Below are 19,851 nucleotides of genomic sequence, written 5' to 3' on the forward strand. Positions count from 1 at the left end.
TGGTCGACGCCAACCTCGGGGGTACCAACGGCCTCGGCACCGCGGGTGACGTAGGTCTGGGCCTGGACACGTCCGGCGTCCTTGATGATGTGAATGTTGGTCTTGATGCATGCGTCATCATCGGCGGTGGAACCGACGGCTGTGGAACCCCAGGTACGGAAACGCCCGGCAATGACACCACAGACCAGGGAACCGGCATAACAGGTGGCACGGACACTACGGACCCGGGCACCGGCATAACAGGTGGCACGGACACTACGGACCCGGGCACCGGCATAACAGGTGGCACGAACACTACGGACCCGGGAACCGGCATAACAGGTGGCACGAACACTACGGACCCGGGCACCGGAGCCTCCGGCATTACGGGATCTGACACCACCGGCATCACCGTTCTTCCCGCCGGCAACACCACGGGCTCGGTATCTGCCGCGGTGAACACCACGGGCAGCACCCCGGGCAGCACCCCGGGCAGGGGCGGCGCCACTTTGCTGGCCAAGACGGGCATGGAAGCTTCCCTGATCCCGCTCGCCCTTATCCTGCTGCTTGCCGGACTGCTGATGCTCAAGCGGCGCCGGACGGCCTAGGCGGGCTCCGCACTCAGCGGACTGTGACGCCTAAGACCGTCAACGCACCGGCTCCGCCGTTCGCGGCCTAGCCAACTTTTCAGACAGGAGGTGGCCACCGGAGAGCTCAACCACCAGCACTTGTCCCTTGTGACCGGTTGTCCGGCTGAGAAAGTCCCAATCACGTCTCAGCCGGGCCGTCGGCGTTTCGGCTGACGGCTTTAGGATGCACTACCGGCCGGTATTATTGGCAATGAACAGTGCCGCAGCGCACCGGGAGGAACTGGTCATGGTGGCGGATTCGCCTAGCTCCATAAAGAATGAATTGCTCGGCGGACGCTATCGGCTGGCGGACATTGTCGGCCGCGGCGGCATGTCAACCGTCTACCGCGCCCGGGACGAAAACCTGGGCCGGGATGTCGCCCTGAAGCTCTTTGCCCCACAGGCGCCTGATGCCAATGAGCTCAAGCGCCAGGAAGCCGAAATCCAACTGCTGGCAACGCTCAACCATCCCAGCCTGGTCACGCTGTTCGATGCAGGCATCGATACGCGCGTCCTGGCCGAACCTCGCCCCTTCTTGACCATGGAACTCGTGGAGGGCCAGGACCTCCGCAGCCGGATCAGGCACAGTGCAGTTCCCCTGGACGAACTTTCAGTCATCGGGGCAGGCATAGCTGACGCGCTGGCCTACGTGCACGGCCTAGGCATCATCCACCGCGACATCAAGCCCGGGAACATCCTGCTCGTGCAGATCCGTCCGGGCGAGCCTTTACGCCCCAAACTCACAGATTTCGGCATTGCCAGGATCGCGGACGCGGCCCGGCTGACTTCCACAGGTACCATGGTTGGAACGGCCGCGTACCTCAGTCCGGAGCAGGCCATGGGCTCTCCCTTGTCGGCCGCCACTGACATCTACTCGCTGGGTCTGGTGCTCCTGGAATGCGTCAAGCAGACCGTTGAGTTCCCGGGGAGTGCCGTTGAATCCGCAGTGGCCAGGTTGCACCGGACGCCGGAGATCCCTACTGACCTTCCGGCGGAGTGGGCTGATCTGATCCGTTCCATGACCGCCATCGAACCGCTGGAACGTCCCGTCGCGGCCGACGTTGAATCCGTTCTGCGTCAGGCCCTGGTGTCACCCGTGTCAGCACCGGGCCAGCTTGAACCGGAGACAACCCGAGTACTCCCGGCCATGCCGTTCAGGCCACCGTCCATCGCCATCACCGCTGAATCCGACCTGCCGGTGGTCCTGGCCAGCAGGACACAAAGGGACGTCACCCGCCGTTTCCACCCGCGCAGCCGGGTCCCGGATTTGTCCCGTCTTCGCCACAACGGAAGGCGGTTCTGGACAGTCATCGCGTTGGGCGTTCTCTCCGCTGGAGCAGCCGTAACGGCGCTGACCTTCAGTCTGGCACCTGAGCCAACGCCCGACGTCGTTCCTTACCCCGCCGTCACCGGCGCTTTGGGCGACCATCTGAAGGAACTTCAGGAGAGCGTGAAACCATGAGCAGTGCCCAGAATCACCGTTTGCGTTCTGCGGCAGCCCAGGGCCTCACTATTGCCACAGCCGTTCTGCTGGCCGTTTCGTTGGCAGCGTGCGGCCCGGCCGAGACCGGCCTGGAACGTGATTCCGCCCGCCAACTCCAGGAACGGGTCCTCCGCGTCAGCCAGGCTGCCGCCGCCAACGACATTTCCGGTGGGCTGGCGGCCCTGGAGAGCCTCGAGGCCGATCTCGCGTCCGCTGTAGGGAGCGGAAGGGTTACGGAGGAACGCCGGCGCAGCATCACCACGGCCGCTGCCGCTGTCCGCGCAGACCTGACAGCGGCCAAGGCCGAAGCCGACGCAGCAGCAGCGAAGGCTGCAGCGGATGCGGCCGCGGCGCAAAAGCAGGCAGAAGCGGATGCCGCTGCGGCTGAGGCCGCCAAGGTGGCCACGGCACCGGCATCTCCGTCATCCGATGAAGGCAGGGGAAATAAAGGCAAGGGCAAGGACAACTAAGGTCATGCGCCGTGGACGGTTATTAACCCACCCATGCTTCATCCCGTACCACTAAAAAGACGAAAAAGCGGCGCCCAGGTTCCCCGGGGCGCCGCCTCTTAGGGTTCGTTTCCGATTAGCCCAGGGTCGCAATAACCTTGTTCAGAGTCGCAGACGGACGCATCACGGCTGAGGTCTTGGCCTCATCCGGACGGTAGTAACCGCCTATGTCCACGGCTGAGCCCTGCACCGCGGCCAGTTCGCCGATGATGGCGTCCTCGTTGGAGGAAAGCTCCTTGGCCACAGCCGCAAACGATGCCGCCAGTTCCGTGTCCTCGTTCTGCTTGGCCAGTTCCTCGGCCCAGTAACGTGCGAGGAAGTAGTGGCTGCCACGGTTGTCCAGCTCGCCGGCGCGGCGGCTCGGGGACTTGTTTTCCAGCAGGAAGGTTCCTGTCGCCTTGTCCAAGCTGTCTGCCAGGACCTGCGCGCGGGCGTTGTCAGTGGTAGTTGCCAGATGTTCGAAGCTGACGGCCAGAGCCAGGAATTCACCCAGGCTGTCCCAGCGTAGGTGGTTTTCCTTGAGAAGCTGCTGGACGTGCTTGGGTGCCGACCCGCCGGCCCCGGTCTCGAAGAGTCCGCCACCGTTCATCAGCGGAACAACCGAGAGCATCTTGGCACTGGTGCCCAGTTCCAGGATGGGGAACAGGTCCGTGAGGTAGTCGCGCAGCACGTTGCCGGAGACGGAGATGGTGTCCTCGCCCTTGCGAATGCGCTCCAGGGTGAAGGCCGTTGCCTCCACCGGAGACATGATTTCGATCTGCAAACCCTCGGTGTCGTGGTCCTTGAGGTATTCGTTAACCTTGGCGATGAGGTTGCTGTCGTGCGCGCGGGTCTCGTCCAGCCAGAACACCGCGGGCGTCTTGGAGGCGCGGGCGCGGGCGACGGCAAGCTTGACCCAGTCGCGGATGGGGGCATCCTTGGTCTGGCAGGCGCGCCAGATATCCCCCGGGGCAACTTCGTGTTCGATCAGAACAGCACCGGAGCCGTCAACGATCTGGACCGTTCCGGCTTCCTGGATCTCGAACGTCTTGTCGTGGCTGCCGTATTCCTCGGCGGCCTGGGCCATCAGGCCTACGTTCGGGACGGTCCCCATGGTGGTGGGGTCAAAGGCGCCGTGGGCGCGGCAGTCGTCCAGAACAACCTGGTAGATGCCGGCGTAGGAGCTGTCCGGAAGGACCGCCAGGGTGTCGGCTTCCTGGCCGTCCGGGCCCCACATGTGGCCGGAGGATCGGATCATGGCGGGCATGGAAGCGTCCACGATGATGTCAGAAGGCACATTCAGGCTGGTGATGCCCTTGTCCGAGTCCACCATGGCCAGGGCGGGGCCGTCGTCGAGCCCCTTCTGGATGAGCGCCTTGACGCCTGCACGGACGTCCTCCGGCAGCTCCTCGAGGCCGCTCAGGATGGCGGCCAGGCCGTTGTTGGGGCTCAGGCCGGCGGCGGTGAGCTGCTTGCCGTAGGTCTCGAACAGTTCAGAGAAGTAGGCCTTCACCACGTGGCCGAAGATGATGGGGTCCGAGACCTTCATCATGGTGGCCTTCAGGTGCGCGGAGAACAGGACGCCCTCTTCCTTGGCGCGGGCTACCTGGGCTGCCAGGAACTCGTCCAGCGCTGCGGCGCGCATAACAGTGCCGTCGATGACTTCACCGGACAGCACGGGGAAGGCCTTCTTCAGAACCTTGACCGAACCGTCTTCGCGGACCAGCTGGATGGCGATGGTTCCGTCGGACCCGATGACCACGGATTTCTCGTTCGCGCGGAAGTCGTCAGCGGTCATGGTGGCGACGTTGGTCTTGGAATCCGCGGACCAGGCACCCATGGAGTGCGGGTTCTGGCGGGCGTAGTTTTTCACGGACAGCGGCGCACGGCGGTCCGAGTTTCCCTCGCGCAGGACCGGGTTCACAGCGGAGCCCTTGATCTTGTCGTAACGGGAGCGGACAGCCGTTTCTTCGTCGGAGGAGGGGTTGTCCGGGTAGTCGGGCAGGCTGTAGCCCTGGCCCTGGAGCTCGGCGATGGCGGCCTTCAGCTGCGGGATAGAAGCGCTGATGTTGGGCAGCTTGATGATGTTGGCATCCGGTGACTTTGCCAGTTCACCGAGTTCAGCAAGGGCGTCGCTGATCTGCTGTTCCGGGGTGAGGTAGTCACCGAACACGGAGATGATGCGGCCTGCGAGCGAAATGTCACGGGTCTCCACCTCCACACCTGCGGTCGAAGCAAACGCCTCGATGATCGGCAAGAACGAATAAGTAGCCAGCATCGGCGCTTCGTCGGTGTGGGTATAGATAATCTTGGACATGCGCGGGCGTCTCCCTGGAGGTCGGCTGATTTTTTGGAAATTTTGTTCTATTTCACCACCCCTAACTTACCTGAGGACAGGGTTTTGAACCCCACCCGCAGCCGTAGGCGCCGCTCCGTTACTGCCGGAATACAGCGTTGGAAATCACGCCATGGCGCGGCGCACACCGGGCGGCAAACCCCGTCGCGCGGTGTCCAGGAGTTTCGGACGTAGCCCTCCAGGGCGCCAGTTCAGTCAGCGCCGCCTGTGGGGAACATCACTGGGCCAGATCTGCGCGTAGTTGGGATCGCGGCGGCGAAGCTCCGAGGTTGCGGTGAAGGTGCGAACCGGGTCAACGTCGCGCAGCCGTAAGGCTGCAGCCTGGGCTGCCAGGTCGTTGGCAGCCTCCTGCGGGTCGGCGGCGGAGAAGTGACGGCCACGGGCGGCGGACTTCTTGACTGGTTTACGGAAGGAAAACATGGCGAGGACCCCAAATCTCTAACGTGTCCGGAGCCCAGTCGGACAATCATTGCTGTGCTTCAAAATTACCCGCTGGCGGGAGGCGCCGCCAGAACGGACATAAGGATGCGGCACATCCTGCGGGATTTTTGCGGTTCCGGTACGGCTTTCACGCAGGTCAGGCGCGAACCCTACATGAGACGTCACCACTATTTACAAATTTGTCAAATCCAGATAAATTCGGTAGGTCACTCGGCGGGCTTGACTGGAGCCCTCCCCCACCCGTTTAGACAGGACAACCATGACACGCACGAGGTCTCTGGCTACCAGCCTTCTGAGCCTTTCCGCAGCCGCGCTCCTGGCGTTGACCACGGCCGGCGGAGCATCGGCAGCACCGACGCCGTCCGGGGACAGAGGGCAAGCCTCCGTCACCAGCACTGCATTGGACAGCACCGGCGCGGCAGACTACTGGACATCAGACCGCATGCGCGCCGCGATTCCCGGTGACGTCTTGGCCGGCAAGGCACTGGAGCGCGGCAACACGTCCAGCGCCGCGACAGTGGAGAAGGGCAAAAACACCAAGGTCCAGGCCACCAAAGGCAGGACCACCATTGCCGTCAACGAAAACCCCGTCGACCACATCGGCAAGGTCTTCTTCACCCTCGGCGGCACCAACTACGTCTGTTCAGGCAACGCCGTTGTTTCGGCCAACAAGAGCACCGTCGCCACGGCCGGCCACTGCCTCAACGAGGGCCCGGGAGCCTTCGCCACTAAGTTCATCTTTGTTCCTGCCTACAACAACGGCGCCACCCCGTACGGCAAGTGGACCGCCAGGGCCTATTCCGCCCCCAGCGAATGGAGCACCTATGGCGACATGCAGTACGACACCGGCTTCGCAGTCGTCAACCAGCTCAACGGCCAGTACCTCTCGGACGTCGTGACCGGATCCGGCGTCGAATTCAACGCAGCCCGCGGCCTGACCTACAAGTCCTACGGCTACCCCGCAGCTTCACCCTTCAACGGCGAGACGCTCAAGAGCTGCTACGGCACCGCGTCGGACGACAGGCGCAATCCCCAGTTCAACTCGCAGGGCATACCGTGCGATATGACCGGCGGATCCTCCGGCGGTCCCTGGTTCATCCAGGGCAGCACCCCCGAAACCAGCGGTTCCAACGGCCTGCAGAACTCCATCAACAGCTACGGCTACAACAGCGGTTCCGCCGTAATGTACGGCCCATACTGGGGCACTGTCATCCAGCAGACCTACGCCAGTGCAGCCGCTTCCTAAGGAATCCTCGCCAGGCGGCGAATCCGTCAGCCACAGCGAGCTTGCCGCGTCGCACGAGGAGATCCTCGAGTACTGGACCAAACAGCGAATGGCCGATACAAAGCCCCGGGAGCTCCGGCTTCCGGAAGGAGGTCCGCGCCTCAAGCAGCGGGGCGCGGACCCTATACAACGGCCTTCGTAGCTGCCCATTAAAGCCCGACGGTGCCTGTCCCTTGCTTGGGACAGGCACCGTCGACGTTAACCGTGGGCGGGAGCCGGAGGGTGGCCCACGCCGGCAGGGTTTCCTGACCGAGCTTAGGCAAGCGCTGGGGACTAGTGGAAGAAGTGGCGTGCACCCGTGAAGTACATGGTGATGCCGGCCGCGTTGGCTGCGGCCACGACTTCCTCATCCCGGACGGAACCGCCCGGCTGCACCACGGCGCGGACTCCCGCGTCGATCAGGATCTGCAGGCCGTCAGCGAACGGGAAGAATGCGTCGGAAGCAGCGACGGCACCGAGGGCGCGCTGCGGTGCGCCGCTGGTGTTGGCGTTTGACGCACCGCCAGCACCTTCGACGTCGGACTCCACCGAAACGCCCAGCGTGTTGGCCCGCTCTACGGCCAACTTGCAGGAATCCAGGCGGTTGACCTGGCCCATGCCGATGCCAACTGCGGCACCGTGGTTCGCGAGCAGAATGGCGTTGGACTTTGCGGCGCGGCAGGAGGTCCAGGCGAAGGCGAGGTCCGCGAGGGTCTTTTCGTCAGCGGCTTCGCCGGCGGCGAGGGTCCAGTTGGCGGGGTTGTCGCCGTCGGCGTCCACCCTGTCGCTCATCTGTACCAGGACGCCGCCGGAAACCTGGCGCATTTCTGCCGGGTAGCGGCCGTAGCCTTCGGGCAGGGCCAGCAGGCGGATGTTCTTCTTCTTGGCGAGGATCTCAACGGCCTCCGGCTCGAAGTCCGGGGCGATGACAACCTCGGTGAAGATGCCGGCGACGGTCTGTGCCATGGCGGCGGTGACCGTCCGGTTGGCAGCGATGACACCGCCGAAGGCCGAAACGGGGTCGCAGGCGTGGGCCTTGGCATGGGCATCGGCGATCGGGTCTGCAGCACCCGCGGAACCCACGGCGACACCGCACGGGTTGGCGTGTTTGATGATGGCGACGGCGGGCTCGGCGAAGTCGAACACGGCCCGGAGTGCGGCATCGGCGTCCACGAAGTTGTTGTAGCTCATGGCCTTGCCATGCAGCTGGTCGGCCTGCGCGATGCCGGCCGGGGCTGCCTTGTCCACGTACAGCGCAGCCTGCTGGTGCGGGTTTTCGCCATAGCGGAGGACCTCGGAGCGCTCCAGCGACAGGCCTGCGTAGGCAGGCCAGTCAATAATGCCGTCGCCGTCTTCATCCAGGAACTGGCTGGCAGTCCAGGTGGCCACGGCGTTGTCGTAGGAGGCGGTGTGGGCGAACGCCTTGGCGGCCAGCCGGCGTCGGGTCTTCAGGTCAAAGCCGCCCTCAGCGGCGGCGGTGACCACGGAGCTGTAGAACGTGGGGTCAACAACAATGGCGACGGCGGCGTGGTTCTTCGCTGCCGATCGCACCATCGCGGGGCCGCCGATGTCGATCTGCTCAACGACATCGTCCTGCGCGGCGCCGGACTTCACGGTCTCAACGAACGGGTAGAGGTTCACCACCACCAGATCGAAGGTTTCGATCTCCATTTTGGTCAACGTGTCCATGTGGGCCGGGACCCGGCGGTCGGCCAGGATGCCGCCGTGGACGCGCGGGTGCAGGGTCTTGACGCGGCCATCCAGCATTTCCGGGGACCCGGTGACTTCTTCGACTTCCTGGACCGGGATGCCGGCCGCGGCGATTTTCTTGGCCGTGGACCCGGTGGAGACGATCTTCACGCCGGCTGCGTGCAGGCCCTTGGCGAGCTCCTCCAGACCGGTCTTGTCGTACACCGAGATCAGCGCCCGGCGGATGGGAATACGGTCGATGGATACACGGTCAGGCTGCGTGACGCTCACAAAAAGTCTCCGTCTGATCTCGCGGAACAGTACCGCGGTTGGTGGGGATAGGCCCAGTTTATCGTGTTGTGCAGGTTGCCCCGCTTGCCGGCGGCAGTGTGAACGTCAGTGAGCACGGTTAGAGTTTTCACAGGAGGCTGCGATGAATACTTACACCACTGTGCCCAGCGGCGAACAGGTGGTCCAGGAACTGCCCTGGCGTTGGAAAGTCCAGGGCAGGATCTTCGTGATCGGCGGCCTCGGCTTTATGTTCGATGCGTGGGACGTGACGCTCAACGGCATCCTGATTCCGCTGCTCTCGACGCACTGGGCCCTGGCCCCCGGCGAAGTGGCCTGGGTGGGTACGTCCAACCTGATCGGCATGGCCGTGGGCGCGTTTGTGTGGGGCACCATCGCGGACACGATCGGGCGGAAGAAGGCGTTTACGGCCACGCTGCTGATCTTCTCGCTCTTCACCGTGCTGGGCGCGTTCTCCCCCGATTTCATCTGGTTCTGCGTGTTCCGCTTTATGGCCGGCTTCGGTCTGGGCGGTTGCATACCGGTGGACTACGCGCTGGTGGGAGAGTTCACACCACGCAAGCAGCGCGGGAGAGTCCTCACCGCGATGGACGGCTGGTGGCCGGTGGGCGCGGCCCTTGCCGGCTTTGTCTCAGCCGGGCTCGTGGCCGTGTTCGGCGACTGGCGGCTGACCATGCTGGTGATGGTGCTGCCTGCTCTTCTCGTGTTCTGGGTCAGGCGCAGCGTTCCGGAGTCGCCGCTGTTTCTCATCCGCAAGGGCCGCCGCGACGAAGCGGCCAAGGTCATCGACGCCCTCGTGGCCGCAACTGGTGCCGAACCGCGCGCCTACAGCCTTCCCGACGCCCAGGAAGTCCCGCGGCTCTCCGCGGGCAGCGCCTGGCACCAGCTGCGGCTGGTGTGGCAGTTCAACTGGAAGATCACCACCGCGGCGTGGGCTTTGTTCTTCAGCATCCTGCTGGTCTACTACCTGTCCCTGACATGGATGCCGCGGATCCTGATCGGTGCTGGCTTCGCCGAATACAAGGCATTTGTGACCACGGCGTCCATGGCGGCGGTTGGACTTTTGGGTGTTGTTGTTGCCGCGCTGCTGGTGGAGCGTGTGGGCCGCAAATGGATCCTTGCCATCACGGGCCCGCTGTCCGCGCTGACCCTGGTGATCGTTGCGGTTGTGGTGGACATCCCGACGGCGGCGGTGTTCTGGCTGCTGGTGTTCGGCTTTGTGGTGCAGATAGCGATTCCGGTGCTCTACGCCTATGTGTCAGAGCTCTACCCGACCGAGCTCCGCGGCACTGGTTTCGGCTGGGCGTCGACGTTTTCGCGGCTGGGGGCAGGTTTTGGGCCGCTCATTTTCGCGAACTACTTCTGGCCCGAGCTTGGCCTGGCCACGTCCTTCGCCCTGGCCGGCGGGCTGGTGCTGGCGGCTGTCCTGTGGATGGCGTTCTTCTCCCCTGAGACGAAGCAGCGCCGCCTCGAGTAGCTCCCGTCGTCGCCCTTTCCTCCCTCCCTCCCCAAGTAGGTAGCAGCAGATGTCGTTTTGAGGGCTCAAAACGACATCTGCTGCTGCCTACTTGGGTGACCAGCCGCGGTTCATCAGCGCTGAGCGGACTTTGGCGACGGCGGCCCGGGCTTCGTTCTCCATGTGCCGTCTCGAGATCCGGGCCAGCAACCACCCCGCCCTGGCAAAGTCCTCTTCGCGGGCAATGTCGCGGACGATCTGCGCCGTCTCGGAATGGCCTTCGCCGTCGTACTCCACTGCAACTTTTTGTTCCGGATAGGCGAGATCTGGTTGACGTACGACGCCGGCGCCCAGTTCCAATGGAACGTTCAGTCGCGGTTCGGGAAGCCCGCGGTACTCCAGTGCCAGCCTAAGTTTGGTTTCCTGAGCGGAGTCGGACCCGATCCGCGCCTGCCCAAGCGCAAGGCGCGCCTTCTGAATGCCGGGCGTTCCTTTGTGCCGATCCAGCATTTCCGCCAGTTCGGCCGGCGTTGCGTGGGGCTCGGATCTGCCCTCGAAACCGAGCCTGGGAATCCTCAGCAGGTGATCGGCAACCACAGTCAGCTCGTCAATGCTCATCTTCCGGGCGCAATCCAGCCACGTCCGCGTCCGGGACGTGACGAGCAGACCGTTGAGATTCACAATTTCATCGTCGAAGAACTGGCCCCGATGTCCCCGAACTCCAGCCCGACGCGGCATGGCCTTAGTGTCCGGCCGGGAGATGTGCGTGATGGGATCATCGCTCCCTGGCAGGAATCCCGGGAAGGACCGCAACGTGAAGGCCGTCGCATGGGAAGCGGCCGAGAATTCCGTGATCACGGTCAACGGCCGGACCACTGACGATAGTTCAGTGAACGTCTGGTGCAGCGGCTGCCTGATCCCTCGGCTCGGTACAACCAACGAACGGTGCCGCAGCCGCCCAACCGTTGCACCGGCGTTGGCCGCTTCCTGGAAAGTAAACCCAGAGGAACCCAGCGGTTCCGGCAGTGGCTGCGGAGTCTTCATGGGCCCATCGTGGCAAATTTTGCGCCACGCCGTGGAGTTATCCACAGGCATACCCCCCACTGGCCCAACTAGGTAGCAGCAGATGTCGTTTTGAGGGCTCAAAACGACATCTGCTGCTACCTAGTTGGGTGAGGTTAGGAAGCGGCGGCGAGGGCAGCCAGCGTGTTGACCAGGAGGCGGCGCTCCGCGATCTTGATGCGTTCGTGGAGGGATTCTTCGGTGTCCCCCGGTTCAATCGCGACGGCTTCCTGGGCGATGATGGGCCCGGTATCAACCCCGGCGTCGGCCCAGTGCACCGTGCAGCCGGTGACCTTGACACCGTAGGCCATGGCATCGCGGACGCCGTGGGCGCCGGGGAAGGCGGGCAGCAGGGCCGGGTGTGTGTTGAGGTACTTGCCGTCGAAAGCTGCGATGAAGTCGGCGCTGACGATGCGCATAAAGCCGGAGGAGACCACCACGTCCGGAGCGTAGGATTCCACGCGGGCGGTCAGCGCGGCATCCCATTCGTCGCGCGTGGGGAAGGAGTTGAAGTTGACCACAAATGTCTCCAGCCCTGCTTCCGAGGAGCGTTCGAGGCCGTAGGTCCCCTCCCGGTCGGCACCCACCGCCGCGATGTCCAGGTCCAGCTCCCCTCCCTTAACGGCGTCGATGACTGACTGGAGATTGGACCCGGTACCGGAAACGAGGACTACGATTCGCATGGGTCTAGCTTATGGGCACGCTCGCGTAGGCTGGAAAACATGAACAACACCCCGGAACCGGCTGGCCAGCAACGGACCAAACAGCCGCTCAACGAGGCCGCCAAGGACTCGCTCACCAAAACCCGCAACCTGTTCCGGACCTTTATTGTTACCGTACTGGGCGCCTTCTTCGTCTACCAGCTCGACGTCAGCTACCTCTGGCTCACCGGCATCCTGACCGCCGCGAGCTTTGTGCTGGGTATCCTCCTGCTGGTCCGGTCGGTCACGCTCAAGGAGTCCAAACTTGTCCTGTTCGGCACCATCTCGGGGCTGGTGGTATCGCTGATCATGCTGCTGGTCATCCTGGCCACGGCGCTGTTTTTCCGCCAAGTCCAGGACTTCCAGACCTGCTCGCGGCAGGCCATCACGGACCAGGCGCTCTCCAGCTGCCGGGTCCAGCTGGAAAACTCGCTGCCCAGGCTCCCGTAACAGCCCCACGCCAGCCCAGCGGCAGCCACGAAGGACTAGCGGCTCAGCTCAGATTCCTCATCCACGTGCTGCTGGCGTTCCAGCCACGGTCCGGCCGCGTAACCGATCACGACGCCGATGCCCACCTCCGCGGCAATCCACAGTCCCATCCACAACGGGTCCGGTCCGATGGAGGTGAGGCGGCCCAGGCCGGCAGAGCCGCGGGCCAGCCAAGCCAGCCCCGCGGCCAGCAGCCCGGACACAACCCCTACCAGCGCGCCGAGGACCAGTGTGGACACCGTGGCCGTGAACCAGCGCACGTCAATCTTGATGGAGAGCCATTCGTCAAAGTGGTTTTCCCCTTCCCGCAGGAACCACCAGCCAGCCAGGATGCCCGCCAATACCGGCACTGCCAGGGCCACGAACCCGTAATCCAGCGGACCCGACGGGATAGCAGCGAAGACCGGGATGGACGGAAGCGGCCCGGTGGCGGTGCCCAGCGGACCCACCTGCGAGCCAACGCCCAGGGCAAAACCCGAGCCCGAGACCCAGGCCAGCGCAAAAACCACCAGGTTGGGCAGGTACCCAAGCTGCGCGATGGTGAGCGCCGCACCCCCTACCGCGCCGGCGTCGAGCGCTTCATAGACAGCAATAACCAGGTTCCAGTGGATGAAGAGATCCACCGCCAGAAGCGCACCTGCAAGCGCAAACGCCGCCAATAACGCGACAACGCCCGCCTTGGCCGCGGAGCCCAAATACGAGCCGGCCCAGCGGGAATGCTGACTGGTGCGCGAGATCCAGTCCACGGCGTCGACGCCGATCAGCCGGCTCCATGAGCCGGCCTCGCGTCGGGCGCCGATCACCATGCCGAGGGCGATCGGTATCAGCGGGATGAGCATGGCGAACCAGATGTTGATGACGACGTCTGCGGTACGGCACACAAAAGCGGTGGCCGCACCGAACGCCGCGTAGACCACCCAGGACCCGAGCAGCGCCTGCCACAGCTGGTCCGTATAGGAGGCCCGGGCCAGACGCCGTCCCGCGCGCCAGGCGAGCAGGAACGGAATAAGGGTCAGGCCAAGAGGCACCAGGGTGAGCAGGCCGGAACCTGCACCGCCGGCCGCGCCAGCCTCACCGGAGACAACGGCGAGCTGCAGCGGCACCCCGTGAATCAGCAGCCAGCCCTGGCCGGCGAGGCGGGCCAGGGCATCAAAGGCGGTGTTCTGGAACCCGGCTGTGGCCCAGACGGCCACAATGGGTACCACCGCCAGGAGCGCGGAGATGATGGCGGCCTGCGCCGTTTCGAGGCCTCCCTGCAGCCACAAGGGCATGGGAAGGCCACGGTCTCCGGTCTGATCAGCGCGTAGTTTCATCGTGTCCCATGGTGTCACGGCAGGGCCGTCTGATAGGGCTTCGACGGGCTCATTCTCCCTGCGAGACGTGCCTCACCAGAGTTCGTAGTCCGCGGTGCTGATCATGAACCCGCGTCCGGTGCTGAGGTGCGCGCCGTCGTCGGGAGTCCAGCCTGTCCGGGCACCCCCGCCCGGTCGCTCACCAGCAGCGCGCCGACCTCCGGCGCCCGGCTCTCCGGGACCGTGACACGGCAGGCGCTGGGACACGGCAGGCGCGGGCGAGGAGTGGCAAGGATCGCATAAGGGTCCCAGTCCAGCAGAAGACGCCAATTCTGTCGCTGGGCAGAAGTCCTCATCCGGGCTTGATCCGGCGCTTTTTTCACAGGATCGCCGTAAAATTGGAATGTCCGCAATCACGGTTGGAGGCAGAAAAATGACTACCGCATCCCCACATGCACACGGAGTTCATTTTGGGCGCGCAGACGTCCAGAACGCCGGCATGGGAGCAGGTATTGTCTTGTTGTTGGTGGGTGTCCTGGGATTTATCCCCGGCGTCACCACTCAGTACAGCGAATTGATGTTCCTGGGACCTGATTCCCATGCGATGTTCCTTGGCCTGTTCCAGGTGTCCATGCTGCTCAACATCGTGCAGTTGGCAATTGGTGCCACGGGCTGGGCAATGGCCCGGACCGAACATGGCGCACGGAACTTCCTCATCGGGGCAGGCGCACTGTACATCGTCCTCGCCATTTTCGGTCTCAGTGTCGGTGTGGGTTCGGCGGCCAATTTCCTGTCGCTCAACATGGCTGACAACTGGACCCACTTGGTGCTGGGCGCAGTGATGGTTGCTGCTGGCTGGCTGTTCTCACGGAACATGTCCGGCGAGAGGAAATAGCCCGGAAATGACAGGCCGGGATACAGGAGCCGCGAATGAGAAATGATCCATAAGTTCTGAATTTTCGTCCTACTGCCGGTGCAGTTGCCGCGTTCCGCGAACGGCTGCACCGGCTTCTTGGGGCGCTTCTTAGCGGCCGCAAGTGGCTGTCCGCGCCAAAGGCGCCACAGGCCATGGGGCCTGCAACAATGGCCCCATGAGCGACATCATCCTGGGCTGGGACCCGGCCGGTCGGAACCGCTGGAACTACGCGGCCGTTATCGAACAGGCCGCTGCCACAGGGCTGCACCTTGAGCCCTGGAGCGTGGGCCGAAGCGCGGCCGCCGGCACCGGCGTGTGGCTGGTCCTGATGGGAGCCCACGGCCCGGGTTTGATCGGCCATGGCGTTGTCCTGTCGGAGTCCGCGCCCACCCCGGATCAGCCTGAATGCACCGTGCAGGTGGCGTTCGATGCGCTCCTGGCCCTAGGAGACCACGTGCCCGCCGCGGTCCTGATCGAAGCGGTGCCTGGCGTCGCGTGGGACAGGGCCGAAACCGAAAGCATGGCGCTCGGACCTGGCGATGCGGCGGCCATCCGCAGCGTTTGGGCCACACACGGGCCACCGCAAGGACAGGACCCCACCCAGCCTGTGCCCGGCACGTACCCGGAGACCGCCGTCGTGCGCGTCAGCACCAACCGCTACGAGCACGACCCCGTGGCGCGGCGGGCCTGCATCGCGCACCGCGGCACCAACTGCGCGGCCTGCGGGTTCTCCTTCGAACTGGCGTACGGGGAGCTCGGCAAAGACTTCATCGACGTCCACCATGTGGTGCCGGCGTCCCAGCTTGGCATCGGCTACCTGCTGGACCCGCTCACGGACCTGGTTCCGCTGTGCGCCAACTGCCACGCCATGGCACACCACGGGGTGACCACGCCCCGCACGGAAGCGGAGCTGCGGCGACTCATGGCCACCGCGGGATTCCTCCGTGGAACCACCGTTGCCCCTGAGGAGATCGAGGCCCAGCGGGTTGCCCGCGAGATCCTCGGCAAATAATCAAACAGCCCGCGCTCTGGACTCCTGGGCGGGCGCGAACGAGACTGTCTACAACAGCTGGCCACGCTGACCGGAATTACAGGCACGCAAACCGGCAGGCCAGGTCAGGCGCATTTATTGGGGCTGTGCGGCGAGGCCTTTTCCGCACCCGCGAAAGGATTTCCTGTGTGACCTCGCAGGGCATCCAGGTGATTGTGGAAGGCGTGGTAATTTACAAAATCGGTGACACCCCGCCGTTTAGCGCAAATGCGGCCAGGCGTTTCCTGGGCCAGCAGCCCAAAATGGAATGCCAGGTCTACAACGTCTTTGAGGGCCATCTGCGGTCCATCTTCGGAAGCATGACCATGGCAGAGATCATCCTCGAACGGGACAAGCTGGGGTCCCAGGTCCGCAGCGCCAGCGGGGTGGAAATGGAGAAGCTGGGGCTGGTGGTGGGGTCCTGCAGATCAAGGACCTGCAGGACCCCACGGGGTACATCCAGAACATCGCCGGGCCCCACATCGCCCAGGTCAAATTGGAGGCCCGGATCGCGGAGGCCACGCGGAACCGTGAGGCCGCCGGGAAGGAGGCCGAGGCGGCCGCGATGATCGCGGACGCGCAGTGTGTTTCGGCCATCCGGCAGTCGGTGGCGCAGGCGAACGCCGAGCGGGCCAAAGCCGAGGCCGCCCGGGCCGGACCGCGTGACGGGTCGCATTGGGCCCGGAACGCTCGGCGAGGTGATGCTGCCTTACCTGGGCGGCACAAACGCGTTCCATGCCCACCCATTCGACAAGACGAGCGTCTTCGCAGTCGGTGACGAAGTCCTGGTCATTTACTTCGAACCGCCGCAGACGGTCTATGTGGACGAGCTCCCGGACATGCTGCGGCACGGCGACGACGGCTGACCTCAAGGGCTGATCTGTTAACCCAACCTTTCCCTCCACTCAACCCGCGTGACCCCGCCCCGTCAGGCGCCGCGCCCACCGTGGAGGAGTGAGGATCGCGCAATTGTTGCCGAGTCATTCCTGCCGCTGATGAACGGGGTGACCCACTCCATCCTGAGGGTGCTTGAACACCTGGAGGACCAGGGCCATGAGGTCCTGGTCATCGCCCCTTCCACCCATGCGGTCGCCGAGTTCGCGGGACCCGCCGAGGTGGTTCACGGCGCAACGGTACACCGGGTTCCTGCCGTTCCGCTGGCCGGCTACACCAACGTGCGAGTGGCGATGGGCGGTGTGTACCGGGTCAAGCGAATCCTTGCCGACTACGCGCCCGACGTTGTCCACCTCGCATCGCCGTTCATCCTCGGGTGGCGGGCAGTGCAGGCCGCGCATCAGTTGGGGATCCCCACCATAGCCATCTACCAGACCGAGGTTCCCAGCTACGCCGCCCGCTATGGTGTGCCGTTCCTGGAGAACTGGGCGTGGAACCGGGTGGAAAACATTCACCTGCTGGCAACCCGGACCCTGGTGCCGTCCACTTTCGCGCTGAACCAATTGCGCGGCCGCGGGATTCCGCGGGTAGGCATGTGGCGGCGCGGTGTGGATACCGCGCGGTTTTCCCCGGAAAAGCGCGACGCCGGGTGGCGGGCAACAGTTGCCCCCGGCGGTGAGCGGATCATCGGCTACGTGGGGCGGCTGGCTGTCGAAAAACAGGTGGAGGACCTCGCCGCGCTCGCCAACGTCCCGAATTCCAGGCTGGTGATTGTGGGCGACGGACCCGAGAAGTCCGCGCTGCAGGAAGCCCTGCCGGACGCCGTGTTCACGGGGTTCCTCGGCGGTGAGGAGCTGGCGAAGGCGGTGGCGTCCTTCGACCTTTTTGTCCATCCCGGCGAGTTCGAGACGTTCTGCCAGACCATCCAGGAGGCAATGGCATCGGGGGTACCGGTGGTGGCCACCGGGCGCGGCGGGCCCCTGGACCTGGTGGAAAACTCCCGCACGGGCTGGCTGTACCGTCCCGGCGACCTGGCCGGCTTCAGAGCCCGGGTGATGGACCTGATGGGCGACGACGCCAAGCGCCGCGCGTTCGCCACGGCAGCGCACGCCTCGGTCCAGGCACGGACGTGGCCGGTGCTGTGCGCCCAGCTTGAGGAGCAATACCGCGAAGTACTGGCTGTGTCCTCTATCTCCGGAAATGGAGCGTCCCTGTGAAAATATCGGTGATCGGCTGCGGCTACCTCGGCGCAGTGCACGCCGCCACGCTCGCGTCCATGGGCCACACCGTGGTGGGCATCGACGTGGACGCCGCCAAAGTGGACCAGCTGGGGCGCGGCCTGGCCCCCTTCTTCGAACCCGGCCTGGACGAACTGCTCCGCGACGGACGCTGCACCGGCCGCCTCACGTTCTCCACCGACGTCGCCGCTGCCGCCGGTGCCCAGGTCCACTTCCTGTGCGTCGGGACGCCGCAGTCCAAAACGTCCGACGGCGCCGACCTCACCTTCCTCGTCGCCGCCACCGAGGCGCTGCTCCCGCACCTGGCGAGGGGCGCCGTCGTCGTCGGTAAATCAACGGTGCCCGTGGGCACTGTCGACATGGTCCAGGGCGTCCTCGCAGGGCGGCCGGACGTGAAGCTGGGCTGGAATCCGGAGTTCCTGCGCCAAGGCACCGCAGTGAAGGACTCGCTGGTGCCGGACCGACTGGTCTACGGCGTGGCGGGCGGACGCACCGCGGCGTTCAACCCCAGGACGGGGGCGCCGCGTGCGGTGACGGCTGCGCTGGATGCCGTGTATGAGCCGCTGCTGAACGCCGGCATTCCGCGACTGGTGTGTAACTTTGCCACCGCTGAGCTGATCAAGTCGGCCGCCAACGCGTTCCTGGCCACCAAGGTCAGCTTCATCAACGCCATCTCCGAACTGTGCGACGCGTCCGGCGCGGACGTGGCCGAACTCAGCGAGGCCATGGGCATGGACCCGAGGATCGGCAACCGCTACATGCATGCCGGGCTGGGCTTCGGCGGCGGGTGCCTGCCCAAAGACATCCGCAGCCTCCGCAGCCAGGCCGCCGCGCTGGGCGTGGACCCGGTCAGCGACTGGATGGGCGTGGTGGATTCCGTCAACGTCCGCCAGCGGACCCGGACAGTGTCCCTGGCCGGGGAACTGTGCGGCGGCGCGCTCTCCGGACGCGCCATCACCATCCTCGGTGCCTCCTTCAAACCGGAGACCGATGACATCCGCGACTCCCCCGCCCTGGACGTCGCGGCCCGGCTGGCAGCCGCCGGAGCGCACGTCACGGTGACCGATCCGAAAGCCGTGAACCACGCGTGGCTGCGGTATCCGCAACTGAGGTTCGAAGCGTCCGCAACGCGGGCTTTGGAGGGTGCGGAGCTGGTGCTGCTGCTCACCGAGTGGGACGAATACCGGCGGCTCTCCCCCGCCGTTGCCGCAGATTTGGTCCGGCGCCGGGTGATCCTGGATGCGCGAAACGTTCTGGACGTTGTGGCTTGGCAGGCGGAAGGCTGGGTGGTCCGCGGCCTCGGCACCAACGCCGGCGCTTCCGTCGTAGCCGGGCCCGTTGGCGGAGCCCGACTGACGGGAATGCGTAACTCTTAGCCCGCTTCCACCGCTGCGGGCCAGCAGAAGCCTAAATTCCCGGGCCTCCATTCCCAAGGGCCACTCAAAAGTCACGCATTTTCGTACCGGGATCACAACCCGCACTTCATGATGTGCGTGGGGGTGGTAGCGCATGGGGGCTCCAAGCGGCAGAACACAGGATGTGGGCGTGCAAAACTTCGGCGCGTTTCTTTGATGCCAGCCCGGACGCGCTCATAGCGGTCAACGCGGACGGAACCATCAACATGGCCAACGCGGCGGCCAGCAAGCTGTTCGGCTACAGGCGCGATCAGCTGATCGGCAGCGACCACTGGCTGCTCGTGTCGGACGGGTTCCGGAATGAAACCCGTCTGCTTCAGGAGCACCTGGAGGCGCAGCCGGATGAAGCGCCGCTGCCGCGGGAAGTTTACGGACTGCGCCGGGACGGTACAGAGTTCGCCGCCGAGGTGGCAGGCGCACTCCTGGACAACGGCGGATCCCAGGTTTTGCTGGTCTCAGTCCGGAACACGGAACACGGAACACGGAACACGGAACACGGAACACGGAACACGGAACACCGCAAAGGAGCTGACGCCAACCTTCGCGAGGCCATGTCGCTGCTGACGGCCACGCTCTAATCCACGGCGGACGGCATCCTGGTGATCAGCGCCGACGGCCGTGTTGCCGGGTTCAATGACCAGTTCCTGAAAATGTGGACCATTCCGGGCTCTCCTGACTCTTCCGTGGGCGTTTTCAGCGCGCCTTAACGAACGCACGCCG

Annotated in this window: 19 protein-coding genes; 13 read left to right on the forward strand and 6 right to left on the reverse strand. The window is 64.8% G+C overall.

The annotated features are described in order from the left end of the window. The 3 genes from QK290_RS03535 to QK290_RS03545 form a co-directional block, all read left to right on the forward strand. On the forward strand, positions 1 to 587 hold a 587-nt coding region (locus QK290_RS03535), incomplete at its 5' end, for a hypothetical protein (protein ID WP_282329326.1). A 268-nt stretch (positions 588 to 855) separates the two neighbouring features. Beyond that, on the forward strand, positions 856 to 2,070 hold the full coding sequence (locus QK290_RS03540) for a serine/threonine-protein kinase (protein ID WP_282329368.1): 1,215 nt from the start codon (positions 856 to 858) through the stop codon (positions 2,068 to 2,070). Further along, positions 2,067 to 2,561 (forward strand): hypothetical protein, encoded by a 495-nt coding sequence (locus QK290_RS03545; RefSeq protein ID WP_282329327.1) that lies wholly within the window; start codon positions 2,067 to 2,069, stop codon positions 2,559 to 2,561. The genes QK290_RS03540 and QK290_RS03545 overlap by 4 nt, the downstream gene beginning before the upstream one ends. Before the next feature lie 115 nt (positions 2,562 to 2,676). On the opposite strand, the gene QK290_RS03550 is transcribed toward QK290_RS03545, so the two are convergent. Next, a complete protein-coding gene (locus QK290_RS03550; RefSeq protein ID WP_282329328.1) occupies positions 2,677 to 4,896 on the reverse strand; it encodes an NADP-dependent isocitrate dehydrogenase in 2,220 nt (739 codons plus the stop codon). Between the two features lie 234 nt (positions 4,897 to 5,130). Next, entirely contained in the window at positions 5,131 to 5,355 is a 225-nt protein-coding gene (locus QK290_RS03555) for a hypothetical protein (protein ID WP_282329329.1), read from the reverse strand. A gap of 280 nt (positions 5,356 to 5,635) precedes the next feature. On the opposite strand from QK290_RS03555, the gene QK290_RS03560 reads away from it, so the two are divergent. Then, positions 5,636 to 6,622 (forward strand): hypothetical protein, encoded by a 987-nt coding sequence (locus tag QK290_RS03560; protein ID WP_282329330.1) that lies wholly within the window; start codon positions 5,636 to 5,638, stop codon positions 6,620 to 6,622. Between the two features lie 312 nt (positions 6,623 to 6,934). Here the strand turns inward: QK290_RS03560 and purH are convergent, their stop codons facing one another. After that, positions 6,935 to 8,620 (reverse strand): bifunctional phosphoribosylaminoimidazolecarboxamide formyltransferase/IMP cyclohydrolase, encoded by a 1,686-nt coding sequence (purH, locus tag QK290_RS03565; RefSeq protein WP_282329331.1) that lies wholly within the window; start codon positions 8,618 to 8,620, stop codon positions 6,935 to 6,937. Between the two features lie 142 nt (positions 8,621 to 8,762). Here purH and QK290_RS03570 point away from each other — a divergent pair, with 142 nt between their 5' ends. After that, positions 8,763 to 10,115 (forward strand): MFS transporter, encoded by a 1,353-nt coding sequence (locus QK290_RS03570; RefSeq protein WP_282329332.1) that lies wholly within the window; start codon positions 8,763 to 8,765, stop codon positions 10,113 to 10,115. Positions 10,116 to 10,202: 87 nt separating this feature from the next. Here QK290_RS03570 and QK290_RS03575 read toward each other — a convergent pair whose 3' ends face one another. Beyond that, entirely contained in the window at positions 10,203 to 11,138 is a 936-nt protein-coding gene (locus tag QK290_RS03575; RefSeq protein ID WP_282329333.1) for a hypothetical protein, read from the reverse strand. A gap of 134 nt (positions 11,139 to 11,272) precedes the next feature. Beyond that, positions 11,273 to 11,839: a phosphoribosylglycinamide formyltransferase gene (purN, locus tag QK290_RS03580; RefSeq protein WP_282329334.1), complete on the reverse strand. Its 567-nt coding sequence runs from the start codon at positions 11,837 to 11,839 to the stop codon at positions 11,273 to 11,275. Between the two features lie 39 nt (positions 11,840 to 11,878). On the opposite strand from purN, the gene QK290_RS03585 reads away from it, so the two are divergent. After that, complete coding sequence (locus QK290_RS03585) at positions 11,879 to 12,307, forward strand: hypothetical protein (protein ID WP_282329335.1); 429 nt, start codon at positions 11,879 to 11,881, stop codon at positions 12,305 to 12,307. 35 nt (positions 12,308 to 12,342) lie between these two features. On the opposite strand, the gene QK290_RS03590 is transcribed toward QK290_RS03585, so the two are convergent. Further along, a complete protein-coding gene (locus QK290_RS03590; RefSeq protein ID WP_282329336.1) occupies positions 12,343 to 13,659 on the reverse strand; it encodes a DUF6350 family protein in 1,317 nt (438 codons plus the stop codon). 412 nt (positions 13,660 to 14,071) lie between these two features. Here QK290_RS03590 and QK290_RS03595 point away from each other — a divergent pair, with 412 nt between their 5' ends. From QK290_RS03595 to QK290_RS03625, 7 genes are all read left to right on the forward strand, one after another. Then, the gene (locus QK290_RS03595) at positions 14,072 to 14,533 is read left to right on the forward strand and encodes a DUF4383 domain-containing protein (RefSeq protein ID WP_185262874.1); all 462 of its coding nucleotides are present in this window, start codon (positions 14,072 to 14,074) and stop codon (positions 14,531 to 14,533) included. Between the two features lie 196 nt (positions 14,534 to 14,729). Then, the gene (locus tag QK290_RS03600; protein ID WP_282329337.1) at positions 14,730 to 15,566 is read left to right on the forward strand and encodes an HNH endonuclease; all 837 of its coding nucleotides are present in this window, start codon (positions 14,730 to 14,732) and stop codon (positions 15,564 to 15,566) included. A gap of 203 nt (positions 15,567 to 15,769) precedes the next feature. Further along, a complete protein-coding gene (locus QK290_RS03605; RefSeq protein ID WP_282329369.1) occupies positions 15,770 to 16,153 on the forward strand; it encodes a flotillin family protein in 384 nt (127 codons plus the stop codon). Positions 16,154 to 16,282: 129 nt separating this feature from the next. Then, positions 16,283 to 16,450: a hypothetical protein gene (locus tag QK290_RS03610; protein WP_348994430.1), complete on the forward strand. Its 168-nt coding sequence runs from the start codon at positions 16,283 to 16,285 to the stop codon at positions 16,448 to 16,450. A 129-nt stretch (positions 16,451 to 16,579) separates the two neighbouring features. Continuing rightward, positions 16,580 to 17,695: a glycosyltransferase family 1 protein gene (locus QK290_RS03615; protein WP_282329339.1), complete on the forward strand. Its 1,116-nt coding sequence runs from the start codon at positions 16,580 to 16,582 to the stop codon at positions 17,693 to 17,695. Next, on the forward strand, positions 17,692 to 19,092 hold the full coding sequence (locus QK290_RS03620) for a UDP-glucose/GDP-mannose dehydrogenase family protein (protein WP_282329340.1): 1,401 nt from the start codon (positions 17,692 to 17,694) through the stop codon (positions 19,090 to 19,092). Before QK290_RS03615 ends, QK290_RS03620 begins: the two co-directional genes overlap by 4 nt. A gap of 161 nt (positions 19,093 to 19,253) precedes the next feature. Next, positions 19,254 to 19,709, forward strand: coding sequence for a PAS domain-containing protein (locus QK290_RS03625; protein ID WP_282329341.1), 456 nt, complete (start codon positions 19,254 to 19,256; stop codon positions 19,707 to 19,709). The last annotated feature ends 142 nt before the right edge of the window (positions 19,710 to 19,851 follow it).

The sequence above is a fragment of the Pseudarthrobacter sp. AL07 genome (genome assembly GCF_029960665.1).
In the GTDB taxonomy this organism is placed as follows: Bacteria; Actinomycetota; Actinomycetes; order Actinomycetales; family Micrococcaceae; genus Arthrobacter.

Bases quoted from the DNA above. Each gene is read 5' to 3' on its own strand.
- QK290_RS03540 (WP_282329368.1), top strand. From the start codon at position 856: ATGGTGGCGGATTCGCCTAGCTCCATAAAGAATGAATTGCTCGGCGGA.
- QK290_RS03545 (WP_282329327.1), top strand. From the start codon at position 2,067: ATGAGCAGTGCCCAGAATCACCGTTTGCGTTCTGCGGCAGCCCAGGGC.
- QK290_RS03550 (WP_282329328.1), bottom strand. From the start codon at position 4,896: ATGTCCAAGATTATCTATACCCACACCGACGAAGCGCCGATGCTGGCT.
- QK290_RS03555 (WP_282329329.1), bottom strand. From the start codon at position 5,355: ATGTTTTCCTTCCGTAAACCAGTCAAGAAGTCCGCCGCCCGTGGCCGT.
- QK290_RS03560 (WP_282329330.1), top strand. From the start codon at position 5,636: ATGACACGCACGAGGTCTCTGGCTACCAGCCTTCTGAGCCTTTCCGCA.
- QK290_RS03570 (WP_282329332.1), top strand. From the start codon at position 8,763: ATGAATACTTACACCACTGTGCCCAGCGGCGAACAGGTGGTCCAGGAA.
- QK290_RS03575 (WP_282329333.1), bottom strand. From the start codon at position 11,138: ATGAAGACTCCGCAGCCACTGCCGGAACCGCTGGGTTCCTCTGGGTTT.
- purN (WP_282329334.1), bottom strand. From the start codon at position 11,839: ATGCGAATCGTAGTCCTCGTTTCCGGTACCGGGTCCAATCTCCAGTCA.
- QK290_RS03585 (WP_282329335.1), top strand. From the start codon at position 11,879: ATGAACAACACCCCGGAACCGGCTGGCCAGCAACGGACCAAACAGCCG.
- QK290_RS03590 (WP_282329336.1), bottom strand. From the start codon at position 13,659: ATGAAACTACGCGCTGATCAGACCGGAGACCGTGGCCTTCCCATGCCC.
- QK290_RS03595 (WP_185262874.1), top strand. From the start codon at position 14,072: ATGACTACCGCATCCCCACATGCACACGGAGTTCATTTTGGGCGCGCA.
- QK290_RS03600 (WP_282329337.1), top strand. From the start codon at position 14,730: ATGAGCGACATCATCCTGGGCTGGGACCCGGCCGGTCGGAACCGCTGG.
- QK290_RS03615 (WP_282329339.1), top strand. From the start codon at position 16,580: ATGAACGGGGTGACCCACTCCATCCTGAGGGTGCTTGAACACCTGGAG.
- QK290_RS03625 (WP_282329341.1), top strand. From the start codon at position 19,254: ATGTGGGCGTGCAAAACTTCGGCGCGTTTCTTTGATGCCAGCCCGGAC.